Source organism: Pseudomonas sp. B414, assembly GCF_055408445.1.
The window spans coordinates 84,165-104,503 of record NZ_JBUZTQ010000010.1 but is presented as its reverse complement, the minus strand read 5'-3'; the positions used below and the strand labels follow the sequence as shown (position 1 = coordinate 104,503).

The 20,339-nt window shown below is 54.1% G+C and carries 19 protein-coding genes and 2 pseudogenes; 9 read left to right on the top strand and 12 right to left on the bottom strand.

The window, feature by feature from the left end; genetic code table 11:
• Nucleotides 1-12: 12 nt before the first annotated feature.
• Nucleotides 13-1,470 carry an aldehyde dehydrogenase family protein gene (locus ACZRMH_RS11325; protein WP_102879480.1) on the top strand — a complete coding sequence of 486 codons (1,458 nt, stop codon included), beginning with the start codon at nt 13-15 and terminating at the stop codon, nt 1,468-1,470.
• A 15-nt stretch (nt 1,471-1,485) separates the two neighbouring features.
• On the opposite strand, the gene ACZRMH_RS11320 is transcribed toward ACZRMH_RS11325, so the two are convergent.
• Entirely contained in the window at nt 1,486-2,457 is a 972-nt protein-coding gene (locus ACZRMH_RS11320) for a LysR substrate-binding domain-containing protein (protein WP_102879481.1), read from the bottom strand.
• Nucleotides 2,458-2,528: 71 nt separating this feature from the next.
• Here ACZRMH_RS11320 and ACZRMH_RS11315 point away from each other — a divergent pair, with 71 nt between their 5' ends.
• The 6 genes and pseudogenes from ACZRMH_RS11315 to ACZRMH_RS11290 all read left to right on the top strand — a co-directional run bounded on the left by ACZRMH_RS11315 (nt 2,529) and on the right by ACZRMH_RS11290 (nt 9,338).
• Entirely contained in the window at nt 2,529-3,608 is a 1,080-nt protein-coding gene (locus ACZRMH_RS11315) for an alcohol dehydrogenase catalytic domain-containing protein (RefSeq protein ID WP_169906557.1), read from the top strand.
• Nucleotides 3,609-3,831: 223 nt separating this feature from the next.
• Nucleotides 3,832-4,599 (top strand): annotated as a pseudogene (locus ACZRMH_RS11310) (FAD-dependent oxidoreductase); the annotation flags it as partial.
• 24 nt (nt 4,600-4,623) lie between these two features.
• On the top strand, nt 4,624-4,929 hold the full coding sequence (locus ACZRMH_RS11305) for a sarcosine oxidase subunit delta (protein WP_169905043.1): 306 nt from the start codon (nt 4,624-4,626) through the stop codon (nt 4,927-4,929).
• A complete protein-coding gene (locus ACZRMH_RS11300; RefSeq protein ID WP_197880422.1) occupies nt 4,926-7,823 on the top strand; it encodes a 2Fe-2S iron-sulfur cluster-binding protein in 2,898 nt (965 codons plus the stop codon). The genes ACZRMH_RS11305 and ACZRMH_RS11300 overlap by 4 nt, the downstream gene beginning before the upstream one ends.
• Before the next feature lies 1 nt (nt 7,824).
• Nucleotides 7,825-8,430 carry a sarcosine oxidase subunit gamma gene (locus ACZRMH_RS11295; RefSeq protein WP_102879483.1) on the top strand — a complete coding sequence of 202 codons (606 nt, stop codon included), beginning with the start codon at nt 7,825-7,827 and terminating at the stop codon, nt 8,428-8,430.
• A 113-nt stretch (nt 8,431-8,543) separates the two neighbouring features.
• Nucleotides 8,544-9,338, top strand: coding sequence for an IclR family transcriptional regulator (locus tag ACZRMH_RS11290; RefSeq protein ID WP_102879484.1), 795 nt, complete (start codon nt 8,544-8,546; stop codon nt 9,336-9,338).
• A 33-nt stretch (nt 9,339-9,371) separates the two neighbouring features.
• On the opposite strand, the gene ACZRMH_RS11285 is transcribed toward ACZRMH_RS11290, so the two are convergent.
• The 11 genes and pseudogenes from ACZRMH_RS11285 to ACZRMH_RS11235 form a co-directional block, all read right to left on the bottom strand.
• Complete coding sequence (locus ACZRMH_RS11285; protein WP_146036628.1) at nt 9,372-9,758, bottom strand: hypothetical protein; 387 nt, start codon at nt 9,756-9,758, stop codon at nt 9,372-9,374.
• Nucleotides 9,759-9,868: 110 nt separating this feature from the next.
• Nucleotides 9,869-10,549 carry a DUF3313 family protein gene (locus ACZRMH_RS11280; RefSeq protein WP_102879485.1) on the bottom strand — a complete coding sequence of 227 codons (681 nt, stop codon included), beginning with the start codon at nt 10,547-10,549 and terminating at the stop codon, nt 9,869-9,871.
• Between the two features lie 229 nt (nt 10,550-10,778).
• Nucleotides 10,779-11,302 (bottom strand): annotated as a pseudogene (locus tag ACZRMH_RS11275) (acyloxyacyl hydrolase).
• 135 nt (nt 11,303-11,437) lie between these two features.
• The gene (locus ACZRMH_RS11270) at nt 11,438-11,767 is read right to left on the bottom strand and encodes a DMT family transporter (protein ID WP_102879486.1); all 330 of its coding nucleotides are present in this window, start codon (nt 11,765-11,767) and stop codon (nt 11,438-11,440) included.
• 2 nt (nt 11,768-11,769) lie between these two features.
• Nucleotides 11,770-12,111: a DMT family transporter gene (locus tag ACZRMH_RS11265; RefSeq protein WP_102879487.1), complete on the bottom strand. Its 342-nt coding sequence runs from the start codon at nt 12,109-12,111 to the stop codon at nt 11,770-11,772.
• 66 nt (nt 12,112-12,177) lie between these two features.
• Entirely contained in the window at nt 12,178-12,699 is a 522-nt protein-coding gene (locus ACZRMH_RS11260) for a PqiC family protein (RefSeq protein ID WP_102880063.1), read from the bottom strand.
• Nucleotides 12,700-12,776: 77 nt separating this feature from the next.
• Nucleotides 12,777-14,468, bottom strand: a complete 1,692-nt coding sequence (locus ACZRMH_RS11255; RefSeq protein WP_102879488.1) for a PqiB family protein — start codon at nt 14,466-14,468, stop codon at nt 12,777-12,779.
• Nucleotides 14,461-15,081, bottom strand: a complete 621-nt coding sequence (locus ACZRMH_RS11250) for a paraquat-inducible protein A (protein WP_232103917.1) — start codon at nt 15,079-15,081, stop codon at nt 14,461-14,463. The genes ACZRMH_RS11255 and ACZRMH_RS11250 overlap by 8 nt, the downstream gene beginning before the upstream one ends.
• Nucleotides 15,078-15,683, bottom strand: a complete 606-nt coding sequence (locus ACZRMH_RS11245) for a paraquat-inducible protein A (protein WP_198832035.1) — start codon at nt 15,681-15,683, stop codon at nt 15,078-15,080. Before ACZRMH_RS11245 ends, ACZRMH_RS11250 begins: the two co-directional genes overlap by 4 nt.
• Before the next feature lie 263 nt (nt 15,684-15,946).
• A complete protein-coding gene (locus ACZRMH_RS11240) occupies nt 15,947-17,131 on the bottom strand; it encodes an ATP-binding protein (RefSeq protein ID WP_102879490.1) in 1,185 nt (394 codons plus the stop codon).
• Nucleotides 17,128-17,829: a response regulator gene (locus ACZRMH_RS11235; RefSeq protein ID WP_198832037.1), complete on the bottom strand. Its 702-nt coding sequence runs from the start codon at nt 17,827-17,829 to the stop codon at nt 17,128-17,130. The genes ACZRMH_RS11240 and ACZRMH_RS11235 overlap by 4 nt, the downstream gene beginning before the upstream one ends.
• A gap of 84 nt (nt 17,830-17,913) precedes the next feature.
• Here ACZRMH_RS11235 and ACZRMH_RS11230 point away from each other — a divergent pair, with 84 nt between their 5' ends.
• Together ACZRMH_RS11230 and ACZRMH_RS11225 are read left to right on the top strand one after the other, a co-directional pair.
• Nucleotides 17,914-19,422 (top strand): efflux transporter outer membrane subunit, encoded by a 1,509-nt coding sequence (locus ACZRMH_RS11230; protein WP_197880421.1) that lies wholly within the window; start codon nt 17,914-17,916, stop codon nt 19,420-19,422.
• Entirely contained in the window at nt 19,419-20,252 is an 834-nt protein-coding gene (locus ACZRMH_RS11225; RefSeq protein WP_102879492.1) for a MipA/OmpV family protein, read from the top strand. The genes ACZRMH_RS11230 and ACZRMH_RS11225 overlap by 4 nt, the downstream gene beginning before the upstream one ends.
• Nucleotides 20,253-20,339 lie beyond the last annotated feature (87 nt).

Genomic DNA, 20,339 nt, shown 5'->3' with positions numbered 1-20,339 from the left:
AAGGATTGCATAATGAATACTGCTCATTCGTTGGATCTGCTCCAAGCGGCTGGATTGCCGTCGGTTTTCCACCTATCCATTAATGGGAAGCTGGTCGACGCTGACCGCTCCTTCGACGTCTTGAACCCTGCTAACAATAAGGTCATCGCTCAGGCGCCCCAGGCTTCTGCTCAGCAGCTTGAAGAGGCCATCCAGGCTGCGGCTCAGGCGTTCAAGAGCTGGTCTGCTCTGTCTTGGCAGACCCGATCGGATTACATCCTGCGATACGCTGACGCGCTCGAAGCCCGCCAGGATGAGCTGATTACCTTGCTGACACTGGAACAGGGTAAGCCCAAGCACAGTCAGGCAAAGTCAGAGGTGGAAGCTGCGATCTACTGGGTTCGGGAAGTGGCAAAGCGCGAAATTCCAGTCCAGGTGATCGAAGATACGGCGGAGCACGTCGTCGAAGTTCACCACACGCCATTGGGCGTGGTGGGTGCGATCACTCCTTGGAACTTCCCAGTGCTTCTTGGCTTGTGGAAAGTGGCGCCATGCCTGATCACCGGCAACACCATGGTGATGAAGCCGTCGCCCTACACGCCTCTCACCTCCCTGTTCTTTGGTGAGATCGCCCAGTCTGTGTTGCCGCCAGGCGTGCTCAGTGTGCTGTCCGGGGGCAATGAACTCGGACAGATCATCACAGAACACCCCGCTATCGCCAAGATCAGCTTTACCGGCAGCACCGCGACAGGCAAGAAAGTAATGGCCAGCGGCGCCTCCAATCTTAAGCGCATCACATTGGAGCTGGGCGGCAACGATGCAGCTGTGGTACTGGCCGATGCTGACTGGCCATCGATCGTCAAACCCTTGTTCTGGGCAGCGTTTGGCAACTCTGGGCAGTGGTGCATTGCCGTGAAGCGGCTTTACGTGCACTCCAGCATTCATGCGGCTTTTACAGCAGCCTTTGTGGAGTACGCCAAGACGGTCAAGGTGGGTGACGGGATGGATCAGTCAACTGACCTGGGCCCGATCCAGAACCGTATGCAGTACGAAAAGTTGATTGACCTGTTCGAGGATACCCGCAAGCAGGGCTACAACGTTCCGCTAGGCGGTGTTATTGACCAGAGCCTGGCCGGCAATTTTGTTCCGATTACCGTTGTGGACAACCCGCCCGAGAATAGCCGCATTGTGCAGGAGGAGCCGTTTGGCCCCATTCTGCCCGTCATTGCGTTTGACGATGTGGAAGATGTAATTGCTCGGGTCAACGCTAGCCCTTACGGCCTTGCAGGTTCTGTATGGGGTGGCGATCGCGCTGCCGCGATCGCGGTCGCCAAGCGAATGGAAACCGGGACAGTGTGGGTCAACGAGATCCACATCCACGGCATTGACATTCCGTTTGGTGGACACAAGCTATCCGGGATGGGCGTTGAGAACGGCCAGGAAGGTCTGGCTGGGTTCACCAACACCAAGAGCTACATGTTCAAGAAATAGGCCCCGGACGCGGCCTCAGCGTGTTTGCGCTGGGGCCTGATTGGCTTGTGATTGTTCCCTTAGCTCCATCATCAGCTCGCTCACAAGTGATGTGAACCATCGAGTGAACGGATCCTGATTCAACACATGCTGCCACGCTATCCCGATATTGAATCGGGAGGAGTTGAACGGCAGAGCGCTTATGGCCAGTCCGAAATGGTCGGCCAGGAAGTGTGCTGTGGTGGAAGGTACGTTGCACAGGATGGGGGTCTCTTTGAGCACCAGCGGCAGCGTTGAAAACCTCGCCAATGTGGCAATGACATTTCGGGTGCGTCCTAGCGCCTGTAGTTGAGGCTCAAGCATTCCGCAGATCTCACCACGAGGCGAGATCAGCAGCTGCGGGGTCGCTAAGTACTCATCCAGTCCTATGGGAGCGGCCAACACGATTTGTTTGGGGTCAAACAGCGCCACAAACCCCTCTTCATAGAGGATTTGGCAAGGCTCTCTGAGCTGCAGTTCTGGCAGTAATGCAGCCAGCACCACCTCCGCGTCGCCCGACTGCAGCATTTTGTCGATGCAGTGGTAGTCAGCGTCTCTGACGACCAGTCGAACGCCGGGTGCCTGCTCCTGAAGCGCACGAATGAGGCGCGGAAGCAGCGCCGCCTCCAGGTCATCGGCTATCGCAAATCGCACCACACGTGTGACGGTGGCTGGATCGAAATGCCCTCGTTCCAAAAGTGCCAATCGAAGGTCTTGCAGAAATGGATCGATCAGCGTCACCAGCTCCAACGCCTTGGGGGTAGGTGCCATGCCCCTCCCCGTTCGCACCAAGAGCTGATCATTCATCAACTCTCGAAGCCGGTTCAGCGACATGCTGATCGCGGGAGATCCCACATGCAAAAGCGCCGCTGTTTGCCTGACGCTGCGCTCACGTACCAAGACGCTCAACACTACCAACAGGTTGAGATCCATTTTCCTAAGTTCATTTAAAGTGAATTCGCTCTTCATAATGTTCACTCTAGTCGAATCTATGTGTGCTCGCTATGCTTTTTTCACCAGCATTACAGATGGAGAAAAACATGACCACCATGCGTACTGTTCGAGTAGACACCCTACGAGAACCGCTAAAGATCTGCCGAGTGAACATCCCGGAAATCGGTGATGACGAGGCCCTCGTGCGGGTCACCGCATCGGGGATTTGCCGTACCGATTGGCATCTGTGGAATGGCGACTGGGCCTGGTTGGGTTTGAAGCTGCCAATGCCAACAACCCTGGGTCACGAAATTGGCGGAGTGGTCGAGAAAGTCGGCTCACGCGTCAAAGGACTTACCGCAGGTACCCGTGTCAGCGTCCCGTTCAACTTCGCGTGCGGATGCTGCCCACAGTGCCGCAAGGGCTCTCAGAATATTTGCGACGACGCCTCATGGCCTTTCATGCTGGAAGGGTCAGGCGGTTGGTCTGAGTACGTTCGAGTGCCTAACGCCTCGCTCAACTGCGTTCCACTTCCTGAGAGTGTTACGGAGCTCGACGCTGCAGCGCTGGGCTGCCGATACATGACGGCCTACCGAGCGGTGGCCAGTCGCGCCAATGTCAAAGGTGGCGAAAAGGTAGCGATTGTTGGCTTGGGTGGTGTTGGTCTCGCAGCAGTTGAGATCGCGGTTGCGCTCGGAGCCCAGGTGATCGGTATCGATACACGTGAAGCTCAGCTCAAGGCCGCTGCCAAGCTTGGCGCCGTCGCGACCCTCAACAGTTCGGGCCTGACCCCAGAACAGGCCGGTGAGAAAGTGCGTGCACTGAACAACGGCACTGGCGTTAGCGCATCGATCGACGCGGTCGGGGTCAGCAACGCCACACTGACAGCCCTTGAAAGCCTGATGAAGGGTGGCCGTATGGCGACCGTGGGCTTGTCCAGCGAAGAAGACAAAGGCCTGTTGACCATCCCGATCGACAAGCTTGTGTTCAGCGAATGGTCGATCGCCGGCAGCTTGGGCAATCCGCAGCCTGAATACGCCAAGCTGCTTTCAATGATCGACGCAGGCCGACTCAATCCGAGCCAGCACGTGACCGAGCAAGTCAGTCTGGAAGACGTCCAGTCCGTGATGGACAGGATGCCCAAATTCGATACCAACGGTTACGTCATCATCACCAAGTTCGACTGAATCAGGAATTTTCTCAATGCCTCTTATCTACGTAAACAGCCCCGAAGGCACCTTCAGTGATTCGGCACGCGACGCCTTGGCCGAAGAGCTGACTGTCGCGGCCCTTGAGTCGGAAGGCCTGCCCACCACCCCGTTTGTTAAAAGCACCACCTGGATTTACTTCAAAGATCACCCTGCTTCCCATGTCTACCACGGCGGTAAGCCTGGCGGCACCAAGATCATTCTAGATCCGGGGCACATTCCGGTGCTCGCCGGGCTGTGGCACATCGACGGCGCAACGGCGCGCCACGATGCCGTGGCCTGGGGTTACGCCAAGCAGGCGGCCAAGCACGGCGTGGAGATTCACCAGCTAACCGAAGTGCAGGAACTGGTCATCGAAAACGGCACCATCACGGCGGTCAAAACCAATCGCGGCACGATCCAGTGCGGCTGCGCGGTTCAGGCCGTCGCGGGGATGAGTTCGCAACTGATGAAGAAGGCCGGGATTCGCTCGCCGATCCAGACCTTCCCGCTGCAAGCCATGGTGACCCAGCCGTTCAAGCCATTCCTCGATCCGCTGGTGAGTTCCTCTGCCCTGCACTGCTACGTGCAGCAGACCAGCCGTGGCGAAGTGGTCTTCGGCGGCGGTTCCGATCCCTACCCGCTGTTCAACACCCGCTCCACGCTGGATCTGAAAGAAAGCCTGCTGGCCCACGCCATCGAGATGTTCCCGTTCCTGGCCAACGCCAAGCTCATGCGTCAGTGGGCCGGGATCACCGACATGACCCCGGATTACAGCCCGATCATGGGCCTGTCGCCGGTGAAGAATTACTACCTCGATGCGGGCTGGGGCACGTGGGGCTTCAAGGCCACGCCGATCTGCGGAAAGACCATGGCTGAGCTCGTGGCCAGCGGCGGCAAGGTGCCGGAGCTGATCAAACCCTTCGGTCTGGAGCGTTTTTCGACCTTCCAGCAAGTCAACGAAATGGGCGCCACAGCGGCCAGTCACTGACCGCCCTTGAGCCAGGAGAGACACATGAAAGTCATGACTTGCCCGCTCAACGGGCCGCGCAATATCAGCGAATTCACCTACGGCGGCGAGTTCAAGCAGATGCCCGATCCTCAGACCTGCAGCGACGCCGAGTGGGCCGATTACGTGTTCAACAGCGAAGACACTCTGGGCGTGGTGCGCGAATGGTGGATGCACAACCCCTCCAGCTATTGGTTTCTGGCCGAGCGCCACACCGGCAGCGACGAAATCCTGCGCACCTTCGACCCGAAAGAACTGTTCAACGCCCGCGTGGAATTCACCGCTGTTGCCCCCAGGGAGACCACCCGATGAGCCGCCTTCCCGCCCCCATGGGGCTGCTGATTGACCGTAATCAGCCACTCGATTTCAGTTTCGATGGCAATCCGTATCAGGGCTTTGCCGGCGACACCATCGCCAGCGCCCTGCTTGCCAACGGCCGCTTTCTGCTGTCTCGCTCGTTCAAATACCACCGCCCACGCGGCCCCCTGACCATGGCCGGGCAAGACGCCAACACGTTGGTGCAGCTGCCAAGCGAGCCCAACGTGCTGGCCGACAGTCACTTGCTGGAAAACGGCGTGCAGGTCACCGGGCAGAACTTCAACGGCTCGCTGGACAACGACAAGGACGCTTACCTCGGCAAGTTCTCCAAGTTCATGCCGGTGGGCTTTTATTACCGCTCGTTCTACAAGCCCAAGGGCGCGTGGAAACTCTGGGAGCCGATCATTCGCAAGAAGGCCGGCCTGGGCGTGCTCGACCTGAAATTCCAGCCCGAGTATTACGACAAAGCCTATCTGTTCGCGGACCTGGCCGTGATCGGCGCAGGCCCGGCCGGTCTTCAGGCCGCCCTGACTGCCGCCAACGCGGGCGCCAAGGTGCTGCTGATCGAGCAACAGCCGGTCCTCGGCGGCTCGCTGACGTACGCCCGCTTCGACCTCGAAGGCACCCGCGCCGAAACCCTGCGTCGTGAACTGGTCAGCGCCGTCGAAGGCCACGCCAACATTCGCGTGCTGAAAAAAGCCACCTGCAACGCCTGGTTCACTGACAACTACCTGCCGGTGATTCAGGGCAAGCGCATGTACAAAGTGCGGGCTACGCAATGCCTGATCGCCAGCGGCTCGTTCGATCAGCCGGTGATCTTCCGCAACAACGACTTGCCCGGCGTCATGTTGACCAGCGCCGCGCAACGCCTGATGAAGCTGTACGCGGTCAAGCCGGGCAAACGCGCGGTGGTGTTGACGGGCAACGACGACGGCTACCTGGCGGCGATGGACTTGCACGATCAGGGCGTTGACGTGGTAGCGCTCGTGGACATGCGCAGCAACCCCGCCGACCGCAGCCTGCTACTGGCGCTGGAAAAGCGCGGCGTGGTCTGTCACTTGGGCAGCACCGTGTTTGAGGCGCTGCACGAAAAAGGGATGCGCCACGTCAGCGGCGCTGACATTCGCAAGATCACCGGACAAGGCCAGGTGGCCAGCAGCGGTCTGGTTCTGGGTTGCGATCTGCTGTGCATGTCCGGCGGCTACATGCCGGTCTATCAGTTGTTGTGCCAGGCGGGTGGCAAGCTGGCCTACGATGACCAACTGGCGGAATTCACCCTCAGCGGTCTACCGAAAAACCTCACCGTTGCAGGCTCGGCCCACGGTTATCACGCGTTGGACAACGTGCTGGCCGATGCAATTCACGCTGCAGCCAATATCGTCATGGCGCTGAATTTGGAACTCGCTGCCAGGCCGCTGGCGATGCGCCCGGAAGCGCAGGTGAACTTCCCATGGCCGATCTTCCCACACCCCAAGGGCAAGGACTTCGTCGACTTCGATGAAGACCTGCAGGTGCGTGACATAGTGAATGCCACCAAAATCGGCTACCGCGACATCCAGCTGGTCAAGCGCTACTCCACGGTCGGCATGGGCCCGTCCCAAGGGCGTCATTCGGCGCTGCCAACCGCACGGCTGGTTGCCGCCTCGACGCAACGCAGCGTCAGCGAAACCGGCGTCACCACGGCACGTCCGCCTTTTGAAGCCGAGAAACTCGCCCATGTCGCAGGGCGGGCGTTCGATCCGTACCGCCAGACGCCAATGCACAAACGGCATGTGGAGGCCGGGGCGAAGATGATGCCTGCCGGCATCTGGCAGCGTCCCGCGTATTACGGCAAGGCCAGCGAGCGCGACGCGTGCATGCAGGCTGAAGCGCTGCACGTGCGCAACAAGGTCGGCATCATCGATGTCTCGACGTTGGGCGGTCTGGACGTGCGCGGCCCGGATGCCGCCGAACTGCTCAACCGTATGTACACCTTCGCCTTCCTCAAGCAACCGATTGGTCGCTCCCGTTATGCGCTAATGACCAACGAACAGGGCGCGGTGATCGACGACGGTGTGTGCGCACGCTTCGGCGAGCACCATTTTTACGTCACCGCCACCACCAGCGGCGTTGATCGCATTTATCAGCAGATGCTCAAGTGGAACGCACAGTGGCGGCTGGATGTGGACATCGCCAACGTCACGGCGGCGATTTCGGCGGTCAACGTGGCTGGGCCGGATTCGCGCAAAGTGCTGGAAAAGGTATGCCAGGACCTGGACCTGTCCGCTGAAGGCTTCCCTTATCTGGGCGTGCGTCAGGGCACGGTGGCGGGAATCAAGGCGCGCTTGCTACGAGTCGGTTTCGTCGGCGAACTGGGCTATGAAATTCACCTTCCCGCGCGCCATGCGCTGAAGCTGTGGGACGCTTTGATGGAAGCCGGCAAGGCTTTGGATATCCGCCCGTTCGGCGTCGAGACCCAACGCTTGCTACGCCTGGAAAAAGGCCACGTGATCATCAGTCAGGACACCGACGGCATGACCCATCCCGGAGAGATCGACATGGGTTGGGCGGTGAGCCGGACCAAGCCGTTCTTCGTCGGACGCCGCTCGGTGGACATCCTCGAAGCCCAGCCGCAGAAACGCAAACTGGTGGGTTTCACGCTGCCCAAGACCAGCCCGCAACCGCTGGAAGGCCATCTGGTGCTCCGCGGTCCGGACATCAGCGGCAACGTGACCTCCTGCGAGTACTCGCAATCCCTGGACACGATCATCGGCCTGGCCTATGCCGCGTTCGATCAGAGCCAGCCAGGGCAGCAGATTCCGATTCGGGTGGAGGGCGGCGTGATCGTCCAGGCCACGGTGGTGAAACTGCCTTTCTTCGATCCTGAAAACCAGCGCCAGGAGCTCTGACATGTCGAGCCTCAACACAGAAACATACATCGAACCCGCTCCGCTTCAGCTCGGCGCTTTACAACAATGCGTGCTGGTCGATCTGACCGAAGTACCGAGGGTCGGCTTTCGCGGTCAACAAAGCGCCGATTACTTGCAGGCGCGAGGTTTTAACCTGCCGGATGAGCCAAACCGGGCGGTCACTCAGGCCGATGGCAGCCATGTGGCACGCCTGTCGCAGACTGAGTACCTGATTCTCGGCAGTCTTCAGGACCGTGGCGAACGCATCGCCGATGAGGAAGCGCGCTGGGAGCTGGATCACAGCGCCAACTACCTATTGCCCCGGGAAGACAGTCACGCCTGGCTGCACTTGAGTGGCGTATGCATTGCCGAAGTCATGGCCAAACTCTGTGGCGTCGACCTGCGCCCCGCTGCCTTTCCGCCGGGCGCTGTCGCGCAGACCTCGGCGGCCCGCATCAACGTGATCGTGATCAACCTGGGAGCGAAAGACCAACCGGCGTTCCAGATCCTCTTCGACCGGGCGTCGCTGGCGTATTTCAAGGACGCAGTGATGGATGCCGTTACCGAGTTCGATGGGCAGGTGTTGGAGATTGAAGCACTCCAGTGAACTCAACTCCTTTATCAGCACAGCTTATCGGCGGCAGCGGTTTCAAAAGCCTCACTGCCGGCAAGCCGGACCGCTACGGGCAGTACTAGGGCTATTATCAAGGAGACGCCCGGATGAAAATGGCCGAAACGCCCGACAATGACACCGACTACAGTGTCCCCGCTCTTACCCGTGGGCTCAGTGTGCTGGGCATGTTCAACGCCGGCACACGCATCCTAAGCATTCAGGAAATCGCTGAGCGGCTGGGGGTCAGCACTTCGGCGGTATACCGCATCCTATTCACTCTGACCAAAATGGGTTATCTGAACAAACACAACACTCAATACGAACTCGGCGCTCGCGTCATCAGCGATGGTTTCAGTTACCTGGCCAGCCGCGATATAGTCGAAGTGGCGATGCCGCACTTAAACGAGCTGCGTGATCGCACATCTTTGTCCTGCCATCTAAGCATTCGTGAGCAAAGTGACAGCGTCTATCTATATCGGGCCTTCGCCGCCCAGCGGCTCTCGGTGAATATTCCTGTGGGCACGCGCATTGCGTGCCACTGTACCGCAATGGGTCGTATGCTTCTAACCTCACTTGGCGAAATAGAGCTAGGACAACTTTATCAACACATCCGTCTGGACGACTATCCGAACCCAGCACCCCGTACACTAGTGGAATTACAAAGCTTGATTGCCGAAGACAGAGCACGAGGCTGGGTACTGCATCGGTCCGATTATTCGACAGCTATTGCAGCATCAATCAAAGATTATAGCGGGAAAGTAGTGGCCGCTATTAATCTGTCTGGGCCCGATGCAGTAATGGATCCCGACGGGATTGAAACGCAATATCGAGAATTATTATTGGATTGCAGCTTTAGCATTAGCAGCGAGCTAGGTTACCAAAAGCAACAAGGGCCACCGTAAAAAAGCCACTCTCTAATGAGAGTGGCCGTTCTCTTATGCAGTGACGTTAACCATATTGCCAGAATTTTCACTCCCAGCGCCTTTTACAGCTTGCAACAATGCAGCCATTACAGTCTGTAACGCTGCTGACGTGCTTGATATCTGAGTCTGAACAGCGCCAACGGCGGCCGCTTTCAACTCGGCAGCCTGTTGGCTGGATTGAATTTTTTGTAGCTGTTGTTGTTCTTGCTGGAGCTGCTTTTGAAGCTGAGCTATCTGACGTTTCAATTGCGACATTATATCAGATGATGCAGCGCCAGAGTTACCCTCCCCCCTACTCGTTTCTTTATCAACTTCTGAACTGTTTGCACCTCTTGCAGCTGCTACATTAGAGAGCTGTAACTTAGCTGCATCTGTGTTGTTAATATCACTAGCAGCCATCCTGCTAGTAACTCGTGTGAGGCCACCAGCATTTACATCATCATTGAAAACGTTTATCACACGCCACCTTTCCCCATTAATTATTAATTCACCGCCTAATCGGCTCAGCGTCAGCGTTTACTCAACGGAGAGATGAACGCTGTAGCATCAACGGCGAAGCGTCCAGCGAGCGTACGTGCGTGGGAGGTACGGCTATAGTTCCCAAAGAACTCCTTAAGTCCTCCCGAGCCTGCCCACAACAACATTGCCTTTTGCTCCCCAGTGTTGCCATCTAACGCCTCCAATTCGACAGCCAAGGCGCCGTTCAGTAGCGGTCCTATGGCCAAGGAAGTTACAGTATTGATCACAGGAGATGCCTCTGTAATTCGTGTAATACGAATTTTTATACGAAGAACCGGCTCAGTAGTAGGGTCACCCTTCAAATCAAACTTCTTTCGCATCTGCGCATTAACATCATCACGCAGCACGTCTGAAATTTCTGTGCAGACCTCAGGAGATACTTCCTTGGCAACGGCAGGAGCAACCTGCACCGACTCTATAACGGCCACTCTATACCGACCAAAATCGACAGGCTGGGGAGGAATCGACATCTCGTTTTCACCACTTGCTGCCAAGCCCTGATAAGACGTCGCCTGGTCAGATTTTAGTGGAGTATGCGAGGCACACGCACTAATACCGAAAACCGCCGCGATCAAAAAACAGCCTCTCCCAAAATAATGGATTTTATCTGAGGCTTTATGCGAAGACCCACATACCAAACTTGCACGCCACGCACTTTTTGAAGCATTCATATATTAGCCCTTAATGATTGAAACACCTGGTCTCGCGCAAAAATAGCGCGAACACATAAAACCAACGCTCGTAAAAAAATAGGATACAGCGCGATCGCGCGCCTCGCATTAAACATGCCGAAACAACAATCACTGTGCAAAAGATTATATCTAAAACTTCAGATATCAGACGTTAGAAATTTAGCCAGCAGTCTGATCAGCATAACTTCAAAGCATTTGCAGAGGCGCACTAAAAAGCGCGACTATAGAATAAAGAAAAAGACTCAATCCCATCATTCGGTTCTTTTATCCCAGCATTTGAGTAATGTATTGCTCGAACACCTACTTTTTGAGTCTCACCGATTTTCAAGCCAGCACCTAGACGATCCTCAAAGTTAAAGCGGACCCCATAGCCCTATCACCTGCATTTCCTCCGGAGAAAACGGCTAAACCCACCCCCAACTCTATGAAAGGTTTGATGTGAGAGGTACCGAATTCGTAGACGAAAACGGGAGCAAAAGATAAGGAATGTCTAGCACCAGCTTTTCTACCAGCCTCCCAAAAGGTGTAACCAAAATCCCAATATCCTGTAAGTTTCCCTATTCGACTCTGCAACCATGAACTGCCCCAATTCACGCTCAGACCAGCGCGACCAGTCAGGCCGCCCTGACTTGTCGAACCAACAGACGAGGACAGCTCAACGGCCTGCGAGGCAGAGGAAAAAAAAACAGAAGTATTGCCATGATGACTCTTTTCATACCCACACCCCTTAATTTCAGATATTTAACTCTTCCATCACTTAAGATTTTTCTATAAAAATACCGCCAGGGGAGATTCCGAGATGCGTAGTACTAGTGAAAAATTATCCTACCATCCCCTTGACCAGCATTAACTGCGAGCATGACACAATCAACCAGCCTGCTGAGCGCCTAGTTTAATTAGCAAAACCCCACCAACGATTAAGACAATACCCAACCCCATTAATTTAGTAAGTGGATCTTTAAAAAGATAGTTCGCAACAATTGCAGTCAGGGCCACACCACAGGCAGACCATATCCCATAAGCGACTCCGACACTCAACCCTTCAGCAAGAGTCAAACTGAGCAATGAAAACGCAATTAAATAGGAAGCCAGAACTGGCAAAATCCATACTTTACGGCGAAAACCATCTGAAGCACGCATTGAGAGCGTGCCTGCGACTTCGAACAAAATGGCACCAATCAAGTAGATCCAACTCATTGTCATTCCTCCACTTTGCGATGAGATGCGACAGATCCCGCTTCAACTAGCCAGACGCCAGCGATGATGCAAACGATGCCTAGTCCCATAATCCAAGTAAGGGGATCGCTGAACAAAATGTGTGCCACCACGGCGGTAAACGCCACTCCGCAAGCGGCCCAGATACCATAGGCGACGCCAATAGCCATGCCTTCTCGCAGCACCATGGAAAGCGCTACAAACGCCCCCACATAGCCGCAAATAACGACCACGATCCACTGAGGATTATCCACTGCAGCGCGGAGTGAGAGCGTCGCCACAACCTCAAGTACTATCGCCATAAGAAGCCATATCCACTGTTTCATTCGGTTTCCTCGTTAGCTAATTAGGCTGTAGCCGCCGCACAGCCAGAGTTTGTAGAAATCCTTGATTTAATTTGGGCAAGCGTAGTCCGAGCTTGCCATCCAAGGTATCACCGTCTGAACAATGCGGACGCTGAGCTCCCTTATCAATTGTTGATGCGCCAAAACCAACGCGCTCATTTCAGCGGTCGCCTCCTGACGAATCACTGATGTGCAGCTCAAGCTTCTGCGTGGACCAGCTCCCCTAGTATTTCTCAGGCTCCAAATTGCCTCAATCAAAGCATAGTGCCCTGGAACCATCTCGAGACGACGTATGTCGACCTGTATAGACGCATTTTGCAAACCTGAGTCGCGAGCGACACCCGCACTGTCCGCCCGCCCCATCTGCAGTCTTAGGTGATGCCGTAGCGCAGATCTCACCTCATCTGACAAAGGGGAGGCCCAGCGTTCTGTCTCCAGTATCTGAACGCCACTCTCTCCTTGACGAACAACTATCTGAGGCTGATCAACTTGAGCCGGTACGTTAACGGTCGTCAGCTCATACTGAAACGGCACCACTGTTGGGGTGATAAGTGAATCCGTAGCAGGCATCAGCGTGTAATAATGCGTGGGCGCAGAGCTGCAAGCAGTCAGGGTTAGGCACGCTACAAGGACATAAAAACCTATTTTCACTCAGAAGACTCCGAAGATAGAGCGGGTGAAGAGGAATTGCTTGAGCGAATACCGTCAGGTTGCCCATCCTTCACTCTGCCGCGAATCAACGCTTCTGGGTGTCGGCTCAGCAAATCGCTAAGCACACGCACTGATCGTGCAGAACGTTGTACTTCATCCATCACCTGACCAAACTGCTGGCGCTGTGGGGAGTCCTCAGCAAAACTCTCGTTGACTATGGTCAGCGTTTTTTGTGTCTGGCCTAACGCATCACGCATTTGCGGCAGTACCTGTCCATTAACCTGCTGCAACGTCTTACGCATTTCTACTAAGTTGTTATTGAAGTTACCTGCAATCTGCTCGAACGGAACTTTACTGATTTTTTCCACGATACGCTGAACCTGGTCCTGCAGTTTGTCTAAACTGCCAGGAACTGTTGGCATTTCCATAGGACGAGCGGCTAAATTAAAATGTACGGGCTGAGCATTTGGGACGAAATCAAGTGCAATATAAAGTTGGCCCGTCAACAAGTTTGCTGTTCGGACTTGAGCGCGCAGCCCCTCTTTGACGAATGTTGATATTAACTGTGCTGACTTTTTACCGTCTTCATCTTCACCTGTACCATACGCAGTAAGTATTTGGTCATAAGCCTGGCCTAAGCGTTGGGGGTAAATAACCGCGCCAACCATAACCGCGAAGCTATTGGTTGACGGGTTGAAGTCCAGATCGGTGGACACAACCTTCCCAATGTTCACGCCTAGGAATTCGACAGGCGCATTTACCGCTAAACCGCGCATTGACTGATCGAAATGCATTCGAATGAAGAAGGGCTCACCATCTGGCGGAGCCAAAGCAGTTGCTTGGTCTTTAAATAATGGAAAGGCGCTATGCTCTTCAGTATTTTTAGCATCGGCCCCATAGGGCGGCTCCATAAAAGCAATACCGCCCGATACGATGGACGCCACAGACTGGGTATTAACCTTCAGCCCTTCTGCGCCAAAACTCACGTCTACCCCACTGGCATTCCAGAATCGAGTTCCAGAGGTGATAAATTTATCATTTGGCGCGTTAATGAAAATTTCGATTTCGACACCTTTGCCATCAACAGACAGCTGGTAAGAGACAACCTGCCCGACTTCGATGCGCCTGTAGTAAACCGGAGAACCGACGTCAAGCGAGCCAAGATCGTCAGCGTTCAATGTAAAACGCGTCCCTTTCTGCCCATAGGTTATTGGCGGCGGACTTTCCAACCCCTTGAAAGCTACCTTGGTTTCACTTGATTCACCGGGATCTGCGCCAATAAAGGCGCCCGACATAAGCGTGTCGATGCCCGAAATACCCTGTGCACCGACGCGGGGTCGAACAACCCAAAAACGCGAATTCTGAGCTGTAAACGCTTTAGCGGAACGTTCTAATTGAACAGTCGCCACAGCGTGATCACGATCATCGCTCAAAGAAATATTAGCGACTTGGCCGATGACTACATTTTTGTATTTCACCTGAGTTTTTCCCGCCACGAGACCTTCGGCACTTGAAAAACTGACTTGGATTTCTGGTCCCTCTGACAGAAGGTTATGCGCAGCCATCGATACGCCGATCAATGCAGCAACTATAGGAAGCAACCAAACCAGTGAGAAGCCCTTGCTTCGATCTTTTACACGAGGTCTTTCAGGCTCTTGGTTAGCACCGACACTCAGTTGATCAGACATTTTCTACCTCAGAATCCCAAATAAGTCGGGGATCAAAACTCATAGAAGCCAGCATGGTGAAGACCACCACGAGGCCAAAAAAAACGATCCCTATTCTGGGTTCGATATTGCTCAACAACTGAAATTGTACAAGTGCAGCCAGCACCGCGACGACCAGCACATCGAGCATGGACCAATAGCCAATGCGTTCAACAATGCGATAGAGACTGGATCGCTCTAATGTGCGCCATCGGCTGCGGCGCTGAGTGCTTGTCAGTAGCAGGAACATAATAAGAAACTTCATGCACGGCACTACTACACTGGCTACAAATATCAATAACGCGATGTCCCAAGCACCACTTTTCCACAGTTCGATCACACCACCCATGATGGTGCTATCACGACCATGACCTAGAATATCAGTACGCATAACCGGCATTAAATTAGCCGGCAGATAAAAAATCATGCCCGTGAGGAGCAGCGCCCACGTTCGAATAAGGCTATTGGGCTTACGGTGGTGAAGTTGTGCTCCACAACGATCACAAATGTTCACGAGAATGGAGCATGTCTTTTTACAGGTATGACAAAGAACCAACTGTAACTCTGAGGCATTTGGAGGACGTCGGGCCATCATACGTAACGCGCCTCGCCCCATAACTGCTCAATGCTTTTATTGGTTACAACAATACTGACAACGCAAAGTAAAACTAACGCCAACAGCCCCAATCCTGGCCGAACATCTAACAACCCATTCAGTTTAATAAGCGCGACTAGAATACCCAGCAAACATACCTCGAGCATGCTCCAAGGTTTTAAGTCCACTAGCAGACGCATGCAGCGCTCGAAACCGGGCGCACGTCGATGTCGGTTAGCAAATCCAAGCAACCAGCACAATAAAGCAATCTGCAGACCCGGAGCCAAAATAATGCATAATCCAGCCACAAAAGCGATCGGGGTAACTTCGCCTTGCGCTAATGCCCAAACCGAAGACCACAATATTGCCTGATTACCCACCCCCTGAAAACTCACATCTATGACAGAAAATACATTAGCAAAGACGAACAAAAGCGCACTGGCGATAGAGATCGCAAACAACTGTTCAATCGTAAATGTAGATCCCTGTTGAAGCACTCCCTTGCACCGTGTGCAAAACGCTGTCTGACCAGATTCCAGCATTACATATTCGAAAACTGAATCGCAATGCTCACAGATAATCCAGTCAGAATTTTGCTGCATGTAAGTTTTCCTAAACGTGGGTTCGACACACCATCCACTCTTACTGAGTAACTACGTAAACGTATAGAACACTCGAAGATTCTTAACCAGGAACCCACAAGCGGTCAGTAAACGGGGAGCGATGGTCTAATTTGAAAAGCACAGAGCAAGGCTACACTGCGCTTTTCAATAAACGATTCAGAAAATATCAAGATTTTATCAAGATTTAGCAATACTCACTAAGGCAGTGCGCGACGATCGCCACGATTACCGTGTGGAGGTTCTCAATTAAGCGCAGGGATTGATATTTGAATAGCCAAGCCCCCACCATCGCGGTTGGACGCACTGATATTACCGCCATGAGCCTCACAAATCGCCGAGGCAATTGACAACCCCAACCCCGTACCGCCCCAAGGCCGAGCGCGAGAACTTTCAGCTCGCCAAAAACGGTCGAACATGCGTGATAGCTGGTCCTCCTTCACTCCAGGGCCTCTATCGGCGACAACCAAGAAAAAAGCACCGTCAAACTGACTTGCTGTCACTTCGCAATGTCTACCTTGAGCGGCATAGCGCAGCAAGTTGTCAATCAGAATCGACAACGCCTGGCCAATCCTATCTCGATCAGCCATCAGCGTGAATTCACGTACAGCATTAACCTGCACCACGACACCCGCAGCGACAATCTGAGGCGCAGCCCATTCAAGGCGCTCAGAAATCAGCTCATTCACGGAAAACTGGTATTTCTCCATCGCTAACTGACCAGCCCGGGCCAGAGACAACAAATGCAAATCACCCACTAGTCGATTCAACTGGTCAAGCTGACCTTTGACCAGCATTAGCTGTTGAGGATCACTGGGGAACACCTCGTCCAGCATGCCTTGCACGCGCCCCATCGCCGCATTGAGCGGAGTTCTAAGCTCATGGGCGAGCACCGCACTGGACACACGAACCTCGCGCTCATACTGCTCAAGCTTCGCAGTCATCCTGTTGAAGTCTTTCGCCAGTTTTCTAAGCTCGGCGGGAGCACCAGGGACACTTGGCGCCCGCACCGAAAAGTCCCCCTGTGCAACTTTCCGGGCAGCACGGGCAACATCTGAAAATTGTTGAGACAATGGCCGAGAAGCCAATAGGCCACCTAAAATCACGACCGGTATTGAGACCATGACAAATAGTGCAAGCCACCACCAATCACGGTTTGCCATACCCGGGAGAAAGTCTCCTACGTCATAATAACGTTGAAATAGCTCCCACAATCGAGCTTGATTGTAATTTGGATCTGCGCGAAGCTCTTCGAGTTCGGGCCTTACCGACGCAGGGATCTGCTGAGTCGTGGTGTAGTCCCAAATCGCAAATCGTAGCCACATGCCAAATGTAATACTGAAAACCACACCTAGTGCAAGCAAGCTCATGCGTAGGCAAACCCAGTACCAAAGTGTTGAGCGAGTTTTACGCGAAAAAGGGAGTTTCATTGTGCCCTCCGAAACCGATAACCGACGGCTCGGACGGTGACCAACACATCAGTTATACCATTCACCTCCAATTTCTTGCGGAGATTGTGAATATGAGTGTCTATAACGCGATCTAAAGCTCCACTTTCAGGCAAACACGCCTCTAACAACTCATTGCGCGTAAATGCTTTGAATGGGGCGCGGAGCAAGGTTGCTAATAAATTAAATTCAGTCGGAGTGAGATCCAACAATTCGCCACCCATTTTCCCTCCTTCTACATGCGCGGTAAATGTTTGGAGATCAACCAGTAGAGAACCATCGCGAAGTTGATTTTTTGGCGCAAGGACACCGGCATCTGTTCTACGAAGAACTGCAACTACCCTGGCAACCACCTCCTTAGGATTATAAGGTTTAACAACATAGTCATCTGCACCGTAACGAAGTGCCCCTAATTTTTCTGGCTCGTCACCAATCGCAGTCACCATAATTACCGGTGTGTTTCCCAAACGGCGAATGATTGAAAGAACTTCCGTACCACTAAGTTTAGGCAGCATCACATCCAGCAGGACCAAATCCGGTCTCCAACGGGCATGCATTTCTACACCGCGCTCGCCATCCTCGGCGATAGCCACTTCAAATCCGTCACCACGAAGATATGCCTCGAGCGTGTTTGCACTTAAGGCGTCGTCCTCAACCACCAGCACCTTTTTGCCTACCATAATAGCCTCTTGATGAAACCTTGATAATTTCCGCAACGATTCTTGAAAGTCATATGCAACCATCTGTTTCCAAGATAACAGCGAATGGTTGAGTTGATGGCTACTTTCTTACCAACAGAGAATCAGACCAGTTTCTTCCGACGCAGTGGGACGCTGGTATTCGGGGTTCTGCTCCCCGTAGTCATCAGTCTATCTGCTTGTTCACTGGCACCAACGTACCAGCGACCTGAAGCATCGATTCCTGCAAAATTTGATACTTCGACGGTTCCCACCTCGAAGGTTTCGGAAGGAAGATCGGAACCGCTCTCTACGCAGGAACGCCTTTTTCTTAAGGCGTTTTCGACAAGCGATGATCTCGTCCCGCTCGTCGAACGTGCTTTGGCTAACAATCGTGACTTTAAAGTCGCAACGCTCCAGGTCGAACAAGCACGCGCGCTAAATCGCATTGATCGCGCACAACAGCTTCCCAGCGTGAGTGCCTCAGTCCAACGCTTCCGTCAGAAATTCGATGATCCCAGCCTCGATGCGCGCTACGGACAGAAATTGAGTGCTGCGACCATTGGTACATCGGATTTCGAGCTGGATTTCTTCGGCCGGGTTCGCAGCCTTTCCGACGCATCCAGGCATCGGTATCTGGCCAGCGCTCAAGGACAACGCGCGTTTCGCGGTGCTCTGATTTCAGAAGTTCTACGTGCTTATGTCATTGATCGCGCAGCTGCGGCTCAAGCACAACAACTGCGAAACGCATATCTCGATACGCTGACCCTACTCAATCTCGCCGAACGCCAACGAGACGTTGGGACGTTATCTGAAGATGAAGTGAACCTGCAACGCAGCGACACCGAACACTCACACGCAAGCATGCAGCAGGCTCAAACCGACGCGGCTGGCGCACGAAATGCGCTGCAGTTGCTGACTGGCTACGCCGGCGCGCCCCCCGCGGGAAAGGTCGAGGAGTTGGCCAATCCCAATGAGTCGCTCGACTGGATGAATTCGTTGCACTCTGAGGTACTGCTGGAACGTCCCGACATCCTTCAGGCGGAGGAGCAACTGCGGGCCTCCAATGCTGACATCGGCGCAGCCAGAGCCGCGTTCTTTCCATCAATTACGTTGAGTACCTCATTGGGTACTGCCAGCGATGGTCTGGGAAACCTGTTCGATTCAGGTGGCCGCGTTTGGACCTTCATTCCTCAAATCACGCTGCCCATTTTCAATCATGGCCGTAACAGCGCCAATCTCGATCTGGCACAGCTACGTAAAGAAGCGGCAGTGGCCGACTACGAAAGAACCGTGCAATCAGCGTTCCGAGAAGTATCCGATGCGCTCATTGCCCGCACCGCGCTGATTGAACGAGTACGTAGCGAGCGTGGACTGGGGATCACAGAGGATGAACGTGTTCGGCGAGCGACTGCGCGCTTCGAAGCGGGATGGGAGGACCAACCGCGGCTATTGTCGGCACGCCTTCGGCTCCACCAAACCCGCATCGACGGTATTTTCGCGCAACGGGACTTAGCCCTTAATCGTATCGCCCTTTTCCACGCCTTCTATGGCGTAACCATGAACGCTCCAGCAACGTTAGGAAAAAAATCATGAAAAAACTTTCTGCGCACGCATTAAGACGCTCTGCTGCCCACATATTCTACGGTTCGGTCATGTCCTTGCCGTTGGCGCTTCAAGTGCAGGCTGAAACGCCCTCAATTACCGACAGCATCTTTGGTGGCGAAACTCAAGCTAGCATCGGTGTAGGTGTTGCCGGTGGGCCCCGCTACATGGGCTCAAAGGATTACCGGAGTGTGCCGGTTCCGGTGCTCTCGCTAAGCCGCGGCATTTTTTTTGTTGATACCTACCGAGGGTTAGGCTTGCAGTGGCAGTCGTCTTCCGGCTTCTACATCAGTCAGTCATTTTTCTACGACGCTGGCAGGGATGATCGCAATAACGACTTCAGGCCTGGGTCTAACCGACTCTCAGGCATGGGCGAAGTCAACAGCACAGCAACCAGTATTCTGTATCTAAGTCAGCAAGTGACGCCATGGCTCTCGGTCAATGGCGAAGCCGAATTTGCGCTGGATGGTGGAGAAAGGGGAACACGCTATCGCGCCGGGCTAGAAGCGACGGTATTGAACCAGTCCAGAGACATCATTGTGCTTGGGCTTGACGTCCGAGCTGCCGATCATCGCTACAACCAGGCCTATTTCGGCGTAACTGGTCAGCAATCTCAGCAATCGAGGTTTACCGCATTTACCCCTGGGGGCGGCCTGAATCAGTACGCTCTGAACGCGAACTGGACTCATAAATTTGACGAAAACTGGTCAACGTATGTGCTGGTAACCGCATCGGAATTGGGCGGAAAAGTTGAGGACAGCCCTCTGATCGAACGCAAAGGAGCTGTGAGCGCCGTTACCTCCATCAGTTATACGTTCTGACCCTGCTAGACGGCAGCCGCTCAACTATAAATATCGGGAATACATGTCGTGATCCATGCCCCTCGTGCGCCTCTTGTACCTTTAATA

Coding starts and splice junctions, on each gene's coding strand:
- ACZRMH_RS11315 (WP_169906557.1), top strand. CDS start 2,529: ATGACCACCATGCGTACTGTTCGAGTAGACACCCTACGAGAACCGCTA.
- ACZRMH_RS11225 (WP_102879492.1), top strand. CDS start 19,419: ATGAAAAAACTTTCTGCGCACGCATTAAGACGCTCTGCTGCCCACATA.
- ACZRMH_RS11235 (WP_198832037.1), bottom strand. CDS start 17,829: ATGGTAGGCAAAAAGGTGCTGGTGGTTGAGGACGACGCCTTAAGTGCA.
- ACZRMH_RS11280 (WP_102879485.1), bottom strand. CDS start 10,549: ATGAATGCTTCAAAAAGTGCGTGGCGTGCAAGTTTGGTATGTGGGTCT.
- ACZRMH_RS11240 (WP_102879490.1), bottom strand. CDS start 17,131: ATGAAACTCCCTTTTTCGCGTAAAACTCGCTCAACACTTTGGTACTGG.
- ACZRMH_RS11255 (WP_102879488.1), bottom strand. CDS start 14,468: ATGTCTGATCAACTGAGTGTCGGTGCTAACCAAGAGCCTGAAAGACCT.
- ACZRMH_RS11250 (WP_232103917.1), bottom strand. CDS start 15,081: ATGATGGCCCGACGTCCTCCAAATGCCTCAGAGTTACAGTTGGTTCTT.
- ACZRMH_RS11295 (WP_102879483.1), top strand. CDS start 7,825: ATGTCGAGCCTCAACACAGAAACATACATCGAACCCGCTCCGCTTCAG.
- ACZRMH_RS11265 (WP_102879487.1), bottom strand. CDS start 12,111: ATGAAACAGTGGATATGGCTTCTTATGGCGATAGTACTTGAGGTTGTG.
- ACZRMH_RS11285 (WP_146036628.1), bottom strand. CDS start 9,758: ATGGCTGCTAGTGATATTAACAACACAGATGCAGCTAAGTTACAGCTC.
- ACZRMH_RS11320 (WP_102879481.1), bottom strand. CDS start 2,457: ATGAAGAGCGAATTCACTTTAAATGAACTTAGGAAAATGGATCTCAAC.
- ACZRMH_RS11230 (WP_197880421.1), top strand. CDS start 17,914: ATGGTTGAGTTGATGGCTACTTTCTTACCAACAGAGAATCAGACCAGT.
- ACZRMH_RS11245 (WP_198832035.1), bottom strand. CDS start 15,683: ATGCAGCAAAATTCTGACTGGATTATCTGTGAGCATTGCGATTCAGTT.
- ACZRMH_RS11300 (WP_197880422.1), top strand. CDS start 4,926: ATGAGCCGCCTTCCCGCCCCCATGGGGCTGCTGATTGACCGTAATCAG.
- ACZRMH_RS11270 (WP_102879486.1), bottom strand. CDS start 11,767: ATGAGTTGGATCTACTTGATTGGTGCCATTTTGTTCGAAGTCGCAGGC.
- ACZRMH_RS11290 (WP_102879484.1), top strand. CDS start 8,544: ATGAAAATGGCCGAAACGCCCGACAATGACACCGACTACAGTGTCCCC.
- ACZRMH_RS11260 (WP_102880063.1), bottom strand. CDS start 12,699: ATGCCTGCTACGGATTCACTTATCACCCCAACAGTGGTGCCGTTTCAG.
- ACZRMH_RS11325 (WP_102879480.1), top strand. CDS start 13: ATGAATACTGCTCATTCGTTGGATCTGCTCCAAGCGGCTGGATTGCCG.
- ACZRMH_RS11305 (WP_169905043.1), top strand. CDS start 4,624: ATGAAAGTCATGACTTGCCCGCTCAACGGGCCGCGCAATATCAGCGAA.